Annotated in this window: 12 protein-coding genes and 1 pseudogene; 6 read left to right on the forward strand and 7 right to left on the reverse strand. The window is 74.2% G+C overall.

The annotated features are described in order from the left end of the window. Window positions 1-117 precede the first annotated feature (117 nt). The 3 genes and pseudogenes from ACWCQ1_RS25080 to ACWCQ1_RS25090 form a co-directional block, all read right to left on the reverse strand. Window positions 118-630 (reverse strand): annotated as a pseudogene (locus ACWCQ1_RS25080) (class I SAM-dependent methyltransferase); the annotation flags it as partial. Then, window positions 627-1307, reverse strand: coding sequence for a TIGR04282 family arsenosugar biosynthesis glycosyltransferase (locus ACWCQ1_RS25085; protein ID WP_451027429.1), 681 nt, complete (start codon window positions 1305-1307; stop codon window positions 627-629). The pseudogene ACWCQ1_RS25080 and the gene ACWCQ1_RS25085, both read right to left, overlap by 4 nt. Further along, on the reverse strand, window positions 1304-2014 hold the full coding sequence (locus ACWCQ1_RS25090) for a glycosyltransferase family 2 protein (protein WP_358598543.1): 711 nt from the start codon (window positions 2012-2014) through the stop codon (window positions 1304-1306). Before ACWCQ1_RS25090 ends, ACWCQ1_RS25085 begins: the two co-directional genes overlap by 4 nt. 103 nt (window positions 2015-2117) lie before the next feature. Between ACWCQ1_RS25090 and ACWCQ1_RS25095 the strand changes: the two genes are divergently transcribed. Then, complete coding sequence (locus tag ACWCQ1_RS25095; RefSeq protein ID WP_451027430.1) at window positions 2118-2831, forward strand: response regulator transcription factor; 714 nt, start codon at window positions 2118-2120, stop codon at window positions 2829-2831. A gap of 2 nt (window positions 2832-2833) precedes the next feature. After that, window positions 2834-3946, forward strand: coding sequence for a sensor histidine kinase (locus ACWCQ1_RS25100; protein WP_133041576.1), 1113 nt, complete (start codon window positions 2834-2836; stop codon window positions 3944-3946). 42 nt (window positions 3947-3988) lie between these two features. Here ACWCQ1_RS25100 and ACWCQ1_RS25105 read toward each other — a convergent pair whose 3' ends face one another. Genes ACWCQ1_RS25105 through ACWCQ1_RS25115 form a run of 3 tightly spaced genes read right to left on the reverse strand, consistent with a single transcriptional unit; the run spans window position 3989 to window position 7181 of the window. Further along, a complete protein-coding gene (locus ACWCQ1_RS25105) occupies window positions 3989-4990 on the reverse strand; it encodes an NAD-dependent epimerase/dehydratase family protein (RefSeq protein ID WP_358598537.1) in 1002 nt (333 codons plus the stop codon). A 53-nt stretch (window positions 4991-5043) separates the two neighbouring features. Continuing rightward, on the reverse strand, window positions 5044-6495 hold the full coding sequence (locus ACWCQ1_RS25110) for a sensor histidine kinase (protein WP_451027431.1): 1452 nt from the start codon (window positions 6493-6495) through the stop codon (window positions 5044-5046). Further along, complete coding sequence (locus tag ACWCQ1_RS25115; protein WP_133041579.1) at window positions 6492-7181, reverse strand: response regulator transcription factor; 690 nt, start codon at window positions 7179-7181, stop codon at window positions 6492-6494. The genes ACWCQ1_RS25110 and ACWCQ1_RS25115 overlap by 4 nt, the downstream gene beginning before the upstream one ends. 153 nt (window positions 7182-7334) lie before the next feature. On the opposite strand from ACWCQ1_RS25115, the gene ACWCQ1_RS25120 reads away from it, so the two are divergent. The 4 genes from ACWCQ1_RS25120 to ACWCQ1_RS25135 are packed head-to-tail and all read left to right on the forward strand — an operon-like array spanning window position 7335 to window position 13065. Next, window positions 7335-8672, forward strand: coding sequence for a ferredoxin reductase family protein (locus tag ACWCQ1_RS25120; protein ID WP_358598531.1), 1338 nt, complete (start codon window positions 7335-7337; stop codon window positions 8670-8672). Window positions 8673-8682: 10 nt separating this feature from the next. Next, window positions 8683-9117, forward strand: coding sequence for an FMN-binding protein (locus ACWCQ1_RS25125; RefSeq protein ID WP_133041581.1), 435 nt, complete (start codon window positions 8683-8685; stop codon window positions 9115-9117). Between the two features lie 22 nt (window positions 9118-9139). Then, window positions 9140-9856 carry an FAD:protein FMN transferase gene (locus ACWCQ1_RS25130; protein WP_451027479.1) on the forward strand — a complete coding sequence of 239 codons (717 nt, stop codon included), beginning with the start codon at window positions 9140-9142 and terminating at the stop codon, window positions 9854-9856. A gap of 26 nt (window positions 9857-9882) precedes the next feature. After that, a complete protein-coding gene (locus ACWCQ1_RS25135; RefSeq protein WP_451027432.1) occupies window positions 9883-13065 on the forward strand; it encodes an ATP-binding protein in 3183 nt (1060 codons plus the stop codon). On the opposite strand, the gene ACWCQ1_RS25140 is transcribed toward ACWCQ1_RS25135, so the two are convergent. Beyond that, window positions 13055-14275 (reverse strand): cytochrome P450, encoded by a 1221-nt coding sequence (locus ACWCQ1_RS25140; RefSeq protein ID WP_451027433.1) that lies wholly within the window; start codon window positions 14273-14275, stop codon window positions 13055-13057. The genes ACWCQ1_RS25135 and ACWCQ1_RS25140 overlap by 11 nt on opposite strands. Between the last annotated feature and the right edge of the window lie 9 nt (window positions 14276-14284).

Genomic DNA, 14284 nt, shown 5'->3' on the forward strand with positions numbered 1-14284 from the left:
GGCCCGCCAGCGGGGTGCGTGCCGCAGCAGGGCCGTCGTGCCGAGCCGGGCCCAGGGGAAGGGGGTGCCGGCTGCTCCCCGGGCGTCGGTGACGTGCACGAGGACGCGTTCGTCCACGTGCGGGTCCGTGACCGTCTCGACGATCAACAGGCCTGCTGGGGTGAGGAGTTGGGTCATCCTGTCGAGCAGGGCGCGCGGGTCGCCGCCGATGCCGATGTTGCCGTCGATCAGCAGGGCCGTGCCCCAGCGGCCCTCGGCGGGGAGCTCGTCGAAGACGCTGCGGTGCAGGGCCCGGCCGCCGAGGGTTCTGGTGCGGCGGACGGCCTCGGCGCTCACGTCGATGCCGAGGGCGGGGTGGCCGCGGGTGGCCAGGGCCGCGACGAGGCGGCCGGGGCCGCAGCCGACGTCCAGGACCGTGCCCTCGCAGTGGCGCAGTACGTCCAGGTCGGCGGCGTCGGCTTCGGCGCACCAGCGTTCCACGTCCAGGGGGAGGAGCCAGCCGTCGGGGCGGCGGAGGAAGAGGGGGCCCTGGCCGGTGTGGAGCGCGTGGGTGTAGGGGTCGGTGGACCAGGGGTGGTCTTCCAGGGTTGTCGGTTGACTGATGATTCGCGCCGCTTGGGTCATGGTCATCGGTTGGCTGCCGGTTCGTCGTGGTTGATCGCGCCCCGCGGCGGAGCCGCAGATTGATACAGCCCCGCTCCCCTATGGGGCGCGTTCAGTTCCGCCAATGTGATGGCGAACCGGCTGTTCGGGGCCTCCTTGGCGACCAAACTCGCATCGTGCGCCGTGTCCACGTCCCGCAGGGGCGGTAGGTCCCGGACGCGCAGGCCCGTCAGTCTTGCCCTCTGGGCCGCGCCCGTGTGGGGAGTCGACATGGGGACGCCCCGGAGAAGTCGGGGATCCGGAACCGCCAGGCCCAGGGCCCAGAAGCCGCCGTCCTCCGCGGGGCCGAAGTACGCGTCGCAGTCGGTCCAGTCGAGGGTCAGGAGGGGCGGGGTCACCTGGGGGGTGTCCATGCCGATGAGGAGGGTCGGGCCCGTGCAGTGGGCGAAGGCGGCGGCCAGGCGTTCGTCCAGGGTGCCCGCGCACTGCCGTACGACCTCGAAGCCGGGCGGCAGCCAGGGGCCCGGTTCGCCCTCCAGGGCCAGGACGCGGCGGTTTGCCGGGGTGCGGGCGACCGTGTGAAGGGTGTCCGCCAGGGACGCCTCGGCCAGCGCGGCGGCCTGCCGCGGGGTGAAGGGCGGTGTCAGGCGGGTCTTGACCCTGCCGGGGCGGGGTTCCTTGGCGATGACGAGGAGGGTGGTCACGCGCCGGCCTCCTTCTCTGCCAGGACGCTGCTCATGTCCCGTACCGCCTGCCAGGTGCCGCGCCAGGTGCCCGTGACCTTCGAGACGCCCGTGCGGGGGCGGTACGGGACGTCGTACTCGGCGATCCGCCAGCCCGCGTCGGCGGCGCGGACGACCATCTGGAGCGGGTAGCCGCTGCGCCGGTCGGAGAGGCCCAGAGCGAGCAGCGGCTCGCGGCGCGCGGCGCGCAGCGGGCCGAGGTCGCGCAGGCGCAGGCCGGTGCGGCGGCGCAGAAGGCGGGCGAGGGCGAGGTTGCCGGCGCGGGCGTGCGGCGGCCACGCGCCCCGGGTCTGCGGGCGGCGGCGGCCGAGCACCAGGTCCGCCTCGCCGGTCAGGATGCGCTGGGTGAAGGGCACCAGGTCGGCCGGATCGAGGGAGGCGTCGCAGTCGCAGAAGCAGACGAGGTCGGCGGTGGCCGCCAGCAGGCCCGCGTGGCAGGCGGCGCCGAAACCGCGCCGCTGCTCGGACACGACGGTCGCGCCGAGGGACCGGGCGAGATCGGCCGAGCCGTCGGTCGATCCGTTGTCCACGACCAGCGCGCGCCAGCCGGGTGGGATACGGCGCAGCACCCACGGCAGCGCCTCGGCCTCGTCGAGACAGGGCAGGACGACGTCCACGGACGCCGCGAGCTGTTCTCTTTCGTCGGAAGGGGTCGTCACCCGTCTCACCCTACGGACGCAAAACCGGCGAAACGGGCGGTGGCTCCTTACGAAACACGGACGTCGGAGGCCGATCGGCCCGCTCGCGCGCGCGGGGTGCGAGGCTGGCTCCATGGAGCAGCAGCAGGGTGGACGGGCCGGGGCCAGGGTGCTCGTCGTGGACGACGATCCCACCGTGGCCGAGGTCGTCACCGGGTATCTCGACCGGGCCGGATACGTCGTCGACCGGGCCGGCGACGGCCCCGACGCGCTCGCGCGGGCCGCCGCGCACTGGCCGGACCTCGTGGTCCTCGACCTGATGCTGCCCGGCATGGACGGGCTCGAGGTGTGCCGGCGGATGCGCGGGTACGGGCCCGTGCCGGTCATCATGCTCACCGCGCGCGGCGACGAGGACGACCGCATCCTCGGCCTGGAGGTCGGCGCCGACGACTACGTCACCAAGCCCTTCAGCCCCCGCGAACTCGTCCTGCGCGTCGAGTCGGTGCTGCGCCGCACCCGGCCCGCCCAGCCGGCCGGCCTGCTGCGCGCGGGCGGGCTCTCGGTGGACCCCGGGGCCCGTCGCGCCCTCAAGGGCGGCAGCGAACTCGCCCTCACCATCCGCGAGTTCGACCTGCTCGCGTACTTCCTGCGCCATCCCGGCCGGGTCTTCAGCCGGGAGGACCTGATGCGCGAGGTGTGGGGCTGGGACTTCGGCGACCTGTCGACCGTCACCGTCCATGTGCGGCGGCTGCGCGGCAAGGTCGAGGACGATCCGGCCCGGCCCCGGCTGATCCAGACCGTGTGGGGCGTCGGCTACCGCTTCGACGCCTCGGACCAGGGGGCCTGACCGTGCGCGCCAACCTGCTCATCGCCCTGTTCGCCTTCCTCGGCGCCGCCGTGGCCGGCCTGCTCGGCGCCGGGGTGCTGCTGCTGATCCGGCGCCGCTCGCTGGCCCTGCACCTCGGTGTCGTCGCGGCCGTCGGTGTCACCGCCATGTTCGCGGGCACGCTCGCGGTCGCGCAGGCCATGTTCCTGTCCGGGCACGACCTGAAGGTGGTCACGACCGTCGTCGCGATGGCCGCCGTGGTCTCCCTGGCCACCGCCCTGCTCCTCGGCCGCTGGGTCGCCGCCCGCAGCCGTGCCCTCACCCTCGCCGCCCGGTCCTTCGGTGACGGTGGCGACTTCACCTCTCCCGCCGGTCCCGCCACCGCCGAACTCGCCGAGCTCAGCCGCGAGTTGGAGATCACCAGCGCCAAACTCGCCGAGTCCCGGGAGCGCGAGCGGGCCCTCGAGTCCTCGCGGCGCGAACTGGTCGCCTGGATCTCCCACGACCTGCGCACCCCGCTCGCCGGCCTGCGCGCCATGTCCGAGGCCCTCGAGGACGGTGTCGCCGCCGATCCCGACCGCTATCTCAAGCAGATCCGCACCGAGGTCGAGCGCCTCAACGACATGGTCGGCGACCTCTTCGAACTCTCCCGCATCCACGCGGGCGCGCTGGCGCTGAGCCCGAGCCGTATCTCCCTGTACGACCTCGTGGGCGACGCGCTCGCGGGCGCGGATCCGCTGGCGCGCGAGCACGGCGTACGGCTCGTCGGTGACGGGGTCGAGCCGGTGCCGGTGGAGGTGGACGGCAAGGAGATGAGCCGGGTGCTGGGCAACCTGCTGGTCAACGCCATCCGCCGGACCCCGGCCGACGGCACGGTCGCCGTGGCCGCCGAGCGCTCGCCCGAGGGGGTCGTGCTGTCCGTCACCGACGGCTGCGGCGGCATCCCCGAGGAGGACCTGCCCCGCGTCTTCGACACCGGCTGGCGCGGCACCCACGCCCGGACTCCCCCCGCCGGCGCGGGACTCGGCCTCGCCATCGTCCGGGGCATCGTGGAGGCGCACCGGGGCACGGCGACCGTGCGCAACGTCCCGGGCGGGTGCCGCTTCGAGGTGGTGCTGCCCGCCGCCGCTTCCTGAAAGGCGGACAGCACCACCGGTCCCTGACGGGCCGGACCGGCCCTATGCCTCCCGCATCCCGGCCCCCGCGAACTCCCGCATCCCCTCCGCGAAGCCCACCTCCGGCTTCCAGCCCAGTTCGGCGCGGATGCGCGACGAGTCCGCGGTGATGTGCCGTACGTCGCCGAGGCGGTACCCGCCCGCGACGACCGGCTCGGGACCGCCGTACGCCACCGCCAGTTCCCGTGCCATCTCTCCGACGGTGTGCGGCTCGCCGCTGCCGGTGTTGTACGCCGTCAGCGCGCCGGACGGTGCGTCCGCCCCCAGCGCTGCCACATTGGCCGCCGCGACGTCCCGTACGTGGACGAAGTCGCGTCGCTGGCGCCCGTCCTCGAAGACGCGCGGGCGCTCGCCGCGGGCCAGGGCCGAGCGGAAGAAGGAGGCGACCCCGGCGTACGGGGTGTCGCGGGGCATGCCCGGCCCGTACACGTTGTGGTAGCGCAGGGACACGGCCGAGCCGCCCGTGGCACGCGCCCAGGCGGCCGCGAGGTGTTCCTGGGCGAGCTTGGTGGTGGCGTACACGTTGCGCGGGTCGACCGGCGCGTCCTCGCCGACGAGACCGGGGACGAGGTCCGCGCCGCACCGGGGACAGGTGGGCTCGTAGCGGCCCGCGTCCAGGTCGGCGACGGCACGCGGACCGGGGCGTACGACGCCGTGCCGCTCGCAGGTGTAGCGCCCCTCTCCGTAGACCACCATGGACCCGGCCAGCACCAGCCGCCGTACGCCCGCCTCGGCCATCGCGGTGAGCAGGACGGCCGTACCGAGATCGTTGCGGGAGACGTACTCCGCCGCGTCCGCGAAGCCCGTGCCGAGTCCGACCATCGCCGCCTGGTGGCACACGGCGTCCACACCGGCCAGCGCCCGGCCGACGGCGTAGGGGTCGCGCACGTCCGACGGGGGGTCGGAGCGGACGTCGTACACGACGGGCTCGTGCCCGTGGAACCGCAGAGCGCTGACGACATGGGACCCGATGAATCCGGCACCGCCGGTGACCAGTACGCGCATGCCGCCACGCTAGGGCCGTGCGCGGCCCGAACCGGCGGGCCGCGCACGTCATGTCACCGGTCCGTAAGACCTCGCGGCGGCAGCCGCACCGTGAAGACGGTCGAGCCGGGCTCGCTGCTCAGCTCGATCGTGCCGCCGTGGGCGCGCACCAGGGCGCTCGCCACGGACAGTCCCAGACCGCTGCCGCCCCGGTCGCGGCTGCGGGCCTTGTCGACGCGGTAGAAGCGGTCGAAGATCCGTTCCCGGTCGGCGGCCGGGATGCCGGGACCCGCGTCCTCGACCCGGACGACCGCCGTCTCCTGCTCCAGCGCGACCGCCATCGACACCTTGGTGCCGGCCGGCGTGTGCACGGCCGCGTTGGTCAGCAGGTTGTCCAGGACCTGCCGGATGCGGTGCGGATCCAGGCGCAGCCTCAGCGCGGCCGGACCCGGCATCACGGTCAGCGGGCGCTCCGGGTGACTCGCCCGGAAGGCGGCGGCCGCCTCCCCGACCAGCTCCGCCAGATCCGCGTCCTGCACCCGCAGCGGCGCGTCCACCTCCGCCGCGTCCAGCCGGGCGAGCAGCAGCAGGTCGTCGAGGAGCACCCCCATCCGGGCGGCCTCGGCACGCAGCCGGGCCAGGTGCCTGTCGCGCTCCTCGGGGGCGTTGGCGGCGGCGTACTGGAAGAGGTCCGCGTAGCCCCGTACGGACATCAGGGGCGTACGCAGCTCGTGCGAGGCGTCGGCCACGAACCGGCGCAGCCGCTGCTCCGCCTCCGCGCGCACCGCGAGGGAGCGGTCGATGTGCTCCAGCATCGTGTTGAAGGCCGTGCGCAGCTCCTCCACTTCGGGCCCGCCGCCGCGCTCGTCGGCGCGCAGCGGCAGCCGGGCCGCGGACTCGGTCAGGTCGTGCGAGGCGATGCCGTGCGCGGTGTGCGCCATGTCGCTGAGCGGGTTCAGACCGCGTCTGAGCATCCTGCGGCCGAACACCACCAGCGCCGCCAGCGCCAGCCCGAAGGCGACCACCTGCACGGTGATCAGCCGCCGTACGGTGGCGTCGATGTCGTCCATCGGCGCCCCGCTGACCAGCACCACACCGGGCTCGACCTCGCAGGCCCGCAGCCGGTACTCGCCCTCGCCGGAGATCCGCGCGGTGCGCAGCATCTCGGTCCGCCCGCCCGCCTGGGCCCGGGCCAGGGACGTGAGGGGGGCGATGTCCGCGGGCAGGTCGCCGGGCTCCTCCGGTTTGCGCAGCACGGCGGTGCCGCCGGAGACGTCGTACACCGCGTAGTACCAGCGGTAGTACTTCTTGCCCTGCAGGGTGCCGTTCTCCGCGATGCTCTTGGACTGGGCGACCTGGGCCAGGCCCAGCTGGTCGTCGAGCTGGGCGGAGAGATAGTCCCGCATGTAGGTCGTCAGGGCCGTGCCGACGACCGCGAACACCACCAGCGCCAGCGCGCCCAGCCCGAGCGCCAGCCGGGTCCCGAGCCGCATCCCGCGGTACGCCCGGCGCAGCCGCCGTATCACTCGGCCGCCTGCCGGACGACGTAACCGAAGCCGCGCACGGTGTGGATCAGCGGTGCGCCGGTGTCGTCCAGCTTGCGGCGCAGCCGGCTGACGACCAGCTCGACGACGTTCGAGCGGCCCCCGAAGCCGTACTCCCACACATGGTCGAGGATCTGCGCCTTGGTCATCACGGTCGGCGACTTGCGCATCAGGAAGCGCAGCACCTCGTACTCGGTGGGGGTGAGCGTGAGCAGCTTGTCGCCGCGCCGCACCTCGCGGGTGTCCTCGTCCATCGTCAGGTCCGCCACCCGCAGCACGGAGCGCTGGAAGGCGGGCCCGGCGCTGCGCCGCAGCACCGTGCGCAGCCGCGCCATCAGCTCCTCCACCGCGAACGGCTTGACCAGGTAGTCGTCGCCGCCCCGGGTCAGCCCCGCCACCCGGTCGGCCACCCCGTCCCGCGCGGTCAGGAACACCACCGGCACCATCGTGCCCGAGCGCCGCAGCCGGTCGAGCACACCGAAGCCGTCCACGTCCGGCAGCATCAGGTCGAGCACCACGATGTCCGGGCGGAACTCGCCGGCCAGCGCGACCGCCTCCTCACCGGTGTTCGCGGTGACCGCGTCCCAGCCCTCGTAGCGGGCGACGGTCGCGACGAGATCGGCGATGGGCGGGTCGTCGTCCACGACGAGGAGGCGTACTTTTTCCACCCGCTCATAGTGCGGCACCCGCCCGGGCGGACCGTGTGGTCCGGCACACAGCGAGCGCATCGATAAGTACTTGAAAGTTGTCCGACAGCTTCTCGACAGCTCCCACCGGCCAAGCTCGGTCACCCAGGACCCGATCAAGGAGCTGCCGTCACCGTGACGACCGTCCAATCACCCCCTGCGCCCCCCACGGCGACACGCCCCAGGGTGGTGGCCCGCACGGGCCTGTTCGCCGTGCTCGCCGCGAACGCGGCCGTGGTCGCCTACTTCTTCGCCCAGGCGGGCTTCGCCTCCAACGCGCTCATCGTCATCGGCCGCCTCGCCGGTCTGTACGGCGCCCTGGTCATGGCCTTCCAGCTGGTGCTGGTGGCCCGGCTGCCCTGGCTGGACCGGCGGATCGGCATGGACCGGCTGACCTCCTGGCACCGCTGGACCGGCTTCGCCCTGCTGTGGACCCTCCTCGCACACGCCGTCTTCATCAGCTTCGGATACGCCGACGGGGCGGGCGTCGGCCCCGTCACCGAACTCGTGGACCTCGCCGAGACCACCGAGGGCGTGCTGCGCGCGATCGTCGCCCTCGGCCTGATCCTCGTGGTCGGCGCCGTCTCGGCCCGCTACGCCCGCCGCCGGCTCGCCTACGAGACCTGGCACTTCATCCACCTCTACACCTACGTCGCTGTGGTCCTCGCCTTCACCCACCAGGTCGCGGTCGGTACGACGTTCACCTCGTCGTCCGCCGCGAAGACGTACTGGTACACGGTGTGGGCCGTGGCCCTCGGCGCCCTGGTCCTGGGCCGGCTCGTGCTGCCGCTGTGGCGCAACACCCGCCACCGGTTCCGGGTCTCCGCGGTCGTCCCCGAGTCCGACAACGTCGTCTCGGTCCACGTCACCGGCAAGGACCTGGACAAGCTGCCCGCCCGGGCCGGCCAGTTCTTCCTGTGGCGGTTCCTGACCGCCGACCGCTGGTGGCAGGCCAACCCCTTCTCCCTCTCCGCCGCCCCCGACGGCCGCACCCTGCGTCTGACGGTGAAGGCGGCAGGTGCGGGCAGCGCCGCCCTGCGCCATGTGAAGGTCGGCACCCGCGTCTTCGCCGAGGGCCCCTACGGCGCCTTCACCGCCCTGCACCGCACCAGGACCGAGTCCCTGCTGATCGCGGGCGGTGTCGGTGTGACCCCGATCCGGGCCCTCCTGGAGGACATCGAGGGCCACGCCATCGTCGTCTACCGCGTCGCCGGCGAACGGGACGCCGTGCTCTACGACGAACTGCGCGACCTCGCCGCCGCCAAGGGCGCCGAAGTGCACCTGGTCACCGGCCCGCCCGTTCCCGACAAGCTGGCCCCGCGCGAGCTGGCCCGGCTGGTGCCCGACATCGGCGAGCGGGACGTCTTCCTGTGCGGGCCGCCGCCGATGATGAAGGCGGTGCTGGGCAGCCTGGGCGAGCTGGGCGTGCCCAAGTGGCAGATCCACTTCGAGCGCTTCAGCCTGGCGGGATGAGGAAGAGAACGTGAAGCGAGCCATACCCGTCGTCGTCCTCAGCATCGCGGGCCTGGTCCCCGTCTGGCGCTACGAGCCGTCGGTCGGGGGTACGACGTCCACCACCGCCGAGCCCGCGGTGACACCGTCCCCCTCGTCCTCGTCCTCGGCCTCGTCGTCCGGTTCGGGTGCGTCCGCGGCCTCCGGGAAGGTCGTCAAGGGCACGACCGTGAACACGGACAAGGGGCCCGTGCAGGTGCAGGTCACCTTCGAGGCCGGCCGGATCACCGCCGTGTCGATGCTCCAGCAGCCGAACCACCCCCAGACCACGGCCGCCGTACCGAAGCTGATCGCGGAGACGCTGAAGGCGCAGAGCGCGGAGATCGACTCGGTGTCCGGGGCGACCGTCACGAGCGAGGGGTACAAGCAGTCCCTCCAGGCCGCGATCGACGCCAAGGGCGCCTGACGTGCGCCGCGTCGAACACGTCATGGGGTTCCCCGTCTCGCTGCGGGTGGACGACGAGGGCGCGTGGGAGGAGGCCGCGGACGCGGTGTTCGCCTGGCTGCGCGAGGTCGACGCCCGGTTCAGCCCCTTCAGGGCCGACAGCGAGGTCTCCCGGTACGGCCGGGGCGAGCTGGGGCGGGACTCACTCAGCGCCGACCTGTCCGAGGTGCTCGACCTGTGCGAGCACTACCGGGTCGCCACGGGCGGCGCGTTCGACGCGCGGCTGCCGGGGCGGCGGTTCGACCCGTGCGCGGTGGTGAAGGGCTGGTCGGTGCAGCGGGCCGCGCAGCTGTTGCGGACGGTCGGCGCAAGACGGTTCGTGCTGAACGCCGGCGGTGACGTGGTCGCCTGCGGCGGGCCCTGGCGGGTGGGCGTACGACACCCCGAACAGGCCGACCAGCTGTGCGCGGTCCTGGAGCTGACCGACGGCGCGGTGGCCACCTCCGCCCGCTACGAGCGCGGCGACCACATCCTCGACGGCCGCACCGGGCGCCCGGCGACCGGACTGCTCAGCATGACGGTGGTCGCCGCCTCGCTGACCGTGGCGGACTCCGTGGCCACGGCCGCCTTCGCGCTGGGCGCCGCGGGCGTCGCATGGGCCGCCGCGCAGCCCGGGTGCGAGGTGTTCGCCGTGGACACGGCGGGACAGGTGCTGCGGACGGAGGGGTTCCCGGTGGCCTCCCGGTCCCGGGCGGCATGATGCACCGGGCTGACTAACCTGGCCCGGTGACCATCGAGTTGACGCTCCTGTCCGCCGTCTCCCACCGGGGCCGGGAGATCACCGCGCCCCGGCTGCGGGGGCTGCTCGCGCTGCTGGCGGGGGAGCTCAGGGCGGGGTGCGGCACGGCCCGGCTGGTCGAGGGACTGTGGCCGCAGGAGCGGCCGGACAACCCGGCCAAGGCCCTGCAGATCCTCGTCTCCCGGGCCCGCCGTCAGCTCGGCGCCGACGTCATCGCCAGTACCCCCACCGGCTACCGGCTCGCCCTGCGCGAGGACCAGGTCGACACCGCCGCCGTCCGGCTGTTCGCTGCCGCGGCCGCCGAGAAGAGCCGCGCCGGGGACCACGCGGGCGCCCTGGCGGAGGCGGAGGAGGGGCTCGCGCTGTGGGACGGCGCCCCGGCCGTCGAGGAACCCGCTCCCGGTGACCCGGTCGCCGAGCTGCGCGCCGAGCGCGTCGGCACCCACCGCGCGCTCGCCCGCTGCCGTGCCCTCGCCCTCGCCCGCACCGGCCGCCGCGGGGAGGCCGTCGGCCCGCTCACCGACCTGGCCGCCGCGCGGCCGCACGACGAGGAACTCCTGCTGGAGCTGATGCGCTGCCGCACCGCCACCGCGGGACCGGCCGCCGCCCTCGCCACGTACGACACCCACCGGCGCCGTCTGCGCGACGAACTCGGCACCGACCCCGGGCCCGCCCTGCAGGAACTGCACCAGGCGCTGCTGCGCGGCGAGGCCCCGGCCGTCCGGCGCGGGGTACCGCACGAACCCAACCCGCTGCTCGGCCGGGACGCCGACGTCGCCGCCGTGGCCCGTCTGCTGCACGGCGCCCGTGTCGTCTCCGTCGTCGGCGCCGGCGGTCTCGGCAAGACCCGCCTCGCGGCCGCCGTCGCCCGGGACGCCGAACAGCGGGTGGTGCACCTGGTGCCGCTCGCCGGTGTCCGCCGCGACGCCGACGTGGCCGCCGAGGTCGCCTCCGCGCTGGGCGCCGGCGAGAGCCTGCGGCCCGGTGCGGGAGGTGACGCGGTCACCGGGATTCTGGGCACCCTCGGTTCCGGGCCCGCGCTGCTGGTCCTGGACAACTGCGAGCAGGTCGTCCAGGGCGTCGCCGACCTCGTCCAGGCGCTGGTGTCGCGGACCGGGGACCTGCGCGTCCTCACCACCAGCCGTGCCCCGCTCGGTCTGTCCTCCGAGACCGTCCACCCCCTGCCCGAACTCGATCCCGCCACCACCGTCGAGCTGTTCGAGCAGCGGGCCCGCGCCGCCCGCCCCGACGCAGACCTGCCCGCCGACACCGTCGCCGCCCTCTGCCGCCGCCTCGACGGACTGCCGCTCGCCGCCGAACTGGCCGCCGCCCGGGTGCGGGTGATGTCGGTCGCCGAGATCCACAGCCGGCTTCAGGACCGGTTCGCGCTGCTGCGGGGCGGGCACCGGGACGCGCCGGAACGCCACCGCACCCTGCACGCCGTCGTCGACTGGAGCTGGAACCTCCTCGACGAACGAGGGCGGTCCTCGCTGCACGCCCTGTCCGTCTTCCCGGACGGCTTCACCGCCGGCGCGGCGGAGCAACTGGTGGGCGGTCCGGACGTGTTGGAGATCCTCGAGGACCTCGTCGACCAGTCCCTGCTCAAGGTGACCGACACCGCGAGCGGCACCCGCTTCCGGATGCTGGAGACGGTACGGGAGTTCGCCGCCGCGCATCGGGAGGGGGCCGGGGAGGACGCGGCCGTCACGGAGCGGTTCCTGGGCTGGGCGCGGGAGTTCGGCGTCGCCCACCACGACGCGCCCTTCGGGGCCGAGCCTCCCCCACTCTCGGCTTCGCTCGAGCGGGGGGACCCCCATGCGTCCTGGCGGCTCGTCCGCGCCGAGCAGGACAACCTCGTCCACGCCCTGCGGCGCGCTCTCGACCTCGGGGACCAGGACACCGTCGTCGCCGTCACGGCGGTTCTGGGCAGCCTGTGGTTCGCCGAGGCCGGCGCCAACCACGCCCGCCTCCTCGCCCTCGCCGAGGACACCGCACCGCTGCTCTCCCACTACCGGCCCGCCCCCGGATACGTGGAACCCGCGCGCACCGCGGCGGCCCTGCTGGCCGCCAACTCCCTGTTGGGCCTCGGCCCCGGCGCCGGGCGGGTCCTCGTCACGCTGCGCCGCCTGCCGCCCGCCCCGCCGGACACCGTGATCCGGGCCGTGGCCACCGTGCTGAGCGCCCTCCCTGAGGTGCTCGCGCCCGGCGGCCGCCGCGTCCTCGACGCCCTGTGCGACAGCGACCGGCCCCTGCTCGCGGCCATCGCCAACGGCGCCGCCAGCTACGTCGGCGAGCACGACCGGGACCCCGAGCGGGCCCTCATGGCCGCCCGCCGGATGCTCGCTGCGGTCGCCGGCCAGGACATCCCGCTGCTGCGGATCTGGCCGCGGGCCCGGTTCGCCGAACTGTGCCTGCAGACGGAACGCGGCGCGGAGGCGATCGGACCGATGAAGGCCGCCCTCGAAGCCCTCGAGGAGTTCGGCGCGTGGCGCGACACGATCGGACTGCGCTGGGGGATCATGCTCGCCAACCTGCAGGCCGGGGAGATCGACGAGGCGGAGCACTGGCTGGAGCAGGCGCTGCGGCACCAGCCCGAGGGCGCCGTGTCCGACCCCTTCACCCCCGACCTGGGAGCCCGCGCCGAGATGGCGCTCGCGCGCGGCGACATCGAGACCGGACTCGGCCTGTGGCGCCGGGCCCTGGACCGGCTGACGCACACCGCCGACCCGGCACCCGGCGGGGAACCGGTGATGGAGGCCTGGGGACCGGAGCTCCAGGCGGTCGCCGTGACCGCCCACGCCCGTCACGGCCGCACCGACCTCGTCGCCCGTGTCCTCACCGCGTTCCCCGGCCGCGTCACGCACCTGCTGGCCCGCTCCCCGGCCGTCCGTCCCGCTTGCTTCCCGCTGTGCGGCGCGCTGCTGCTCGCCCTCGGCACGGCCGACCTGGCGCAGGGGGACACGGGAGGTGTACGGCTGATCGCGCTCGCCGAGCGGCTGCGCTACCTGCGCAACTTCCAGCCCACCATGTCCCTGGCCCGCGCCCGCGAGGACGCCCGGAACGCCGACAGGGCGGCGTACGAGGACGCGGTGTCCCGATACGCCGCCCTGGACGACGACGGACTGTGCGAGGCCGCGCTCGGCCTGCTGCGGCAGCGGGTCACAGACTGACCGGCAGCGCCAGCAGGTGGAAGCCGTCGCCGGGCCAGTGCCCGAAGGCGAGTTCCGCCCGGTCCACGGCGAGCTTCGGGGCGGTGGGCCGCCGTACCACCAGCTCGTCGAGGACGACGCCCGTCACCAGCCGGCCGAGAGCCGCGCCGATGCAGTAGTGCGGGCCGTGCCCGAAGGCGAGATGACCGTCGCCGCGCCCGAACTCCCTCGTCACGTCGAGGTGTTCGGGAGAGTCGTAGGCGGCCGGGTCGTGGTCGGCGGCGAACAGCGCGACCGTCACCGCCTCGCCCTTCCTCAGGAGGGTCCCGGCGAACTCGAAGTCCTCCGTCGCGTACAGGGTGGCGCCCATGCGCACCAGCGTGACGTGGCGCAGAAGTTCGGGCACCGCCCGGGTCAGCAGCTGCGGGTCGGTACGCAGCCGCTCCAGCTGGTCGGGGCGGTCCAGCAGGGCGAGCATCGCGTGCGCCAGGAACAGGGCGGGCGGGGTGATGCCGGTGTTGATCAGCAGGAAGAAGACGGTGACGATCTCGTCGTCGGTCATTCCGCCGTCGGCGAGCAGCGCCGACACCAGGTCGCCGGCGGGCTCGGCACGGCGCCGGGCGACCAGGTCCTTGGTGTACTCCACGAGCGCGCCGAGCCCTTCGAGGACCCGGCTGCCGTCGCCGTACGCGAAGTCCCGGATCCAGCCGCAGACCTTGTCCTGGTCGCCCGCGTCGACACCGACCAGCGCGCAGATCACCGCCGTGCTCAGCGGATAGGCGAACTCGCCCAGCAGATCGGCCTGTTCACGCCCCGCGAGAGTGTCGGCCAGCTCCCGTGCCGTCTTCTCCACGAAGGGGCGCAGGGCGGCCACCCGGCGGGCGGTGAAGGCCCGGGTGAGGGGGCCGCGCCGTCTGCTGTGCTCGTCGCCGTCGAAGAGGGCGAGGTGGCCGGAGAGGTACCGGGCGTACTCGGGCGGGAGACCGTCGGCGCCCTGGGCCAGCAACTCGGCCTGGGGGTCGGGCATGTCGGAGCCGGACACCGTCGACCGGTCCCGGACCAGACGCGGTTCGGTGAGCGCGGCCTTCACGTCCTCGTGCCGGGTGACCAGGCGGACGGGGGTGCTCAGGCCCGGCAGGACGACATGGCCGAGGCCGGGCCGGGAGCGCAGGCCGGCGTAGGCGCCGACGGGGTTCTCGACGAGTTCGGGGGTGAGGGACACGACGTTCATGGCAACTGC

The sequence above is a fragment of the Streptomyces sp. NPDC002144 genome, from assembly GCF_053593695.1.

What these genes read in the sequence shown, in the direction of transcription:
- ACWCQ1_RS25095 (WP_451027430.1), top strand. Translation starts at nt 2,118, where the DNA reads ATGGAGCAGCAGCAGGGTGGACGGGCCGGGGCCAGGGTGCTCGTCGTG.
- ACWCQ1_RS25105 (WP_358598537.1), bottom strand. Translation starts at nt 4,990, where the DNA reads ATGCGCGTACTGGTCACCGGCGGTGCCGGATTCATCGGGTCCCATGTC.
- ACWCQ1_RS25130 (WP_451027479.1), top strand. Translation starts at nt 9,140, where the DNA reads ATGGGGTTCCCCGTCTCGCTGCGGGTGGACGACGAGGGCGCGTGGGAG.
- ACWCQ1_RS25140 (WP_451027433.1), bottom strand. Translation starts at nt 14,275, where the DNA reads ATGAACGTCGTGTCCCTCACCCCCGAACTCGTCGAGAACCCCGTCGGC.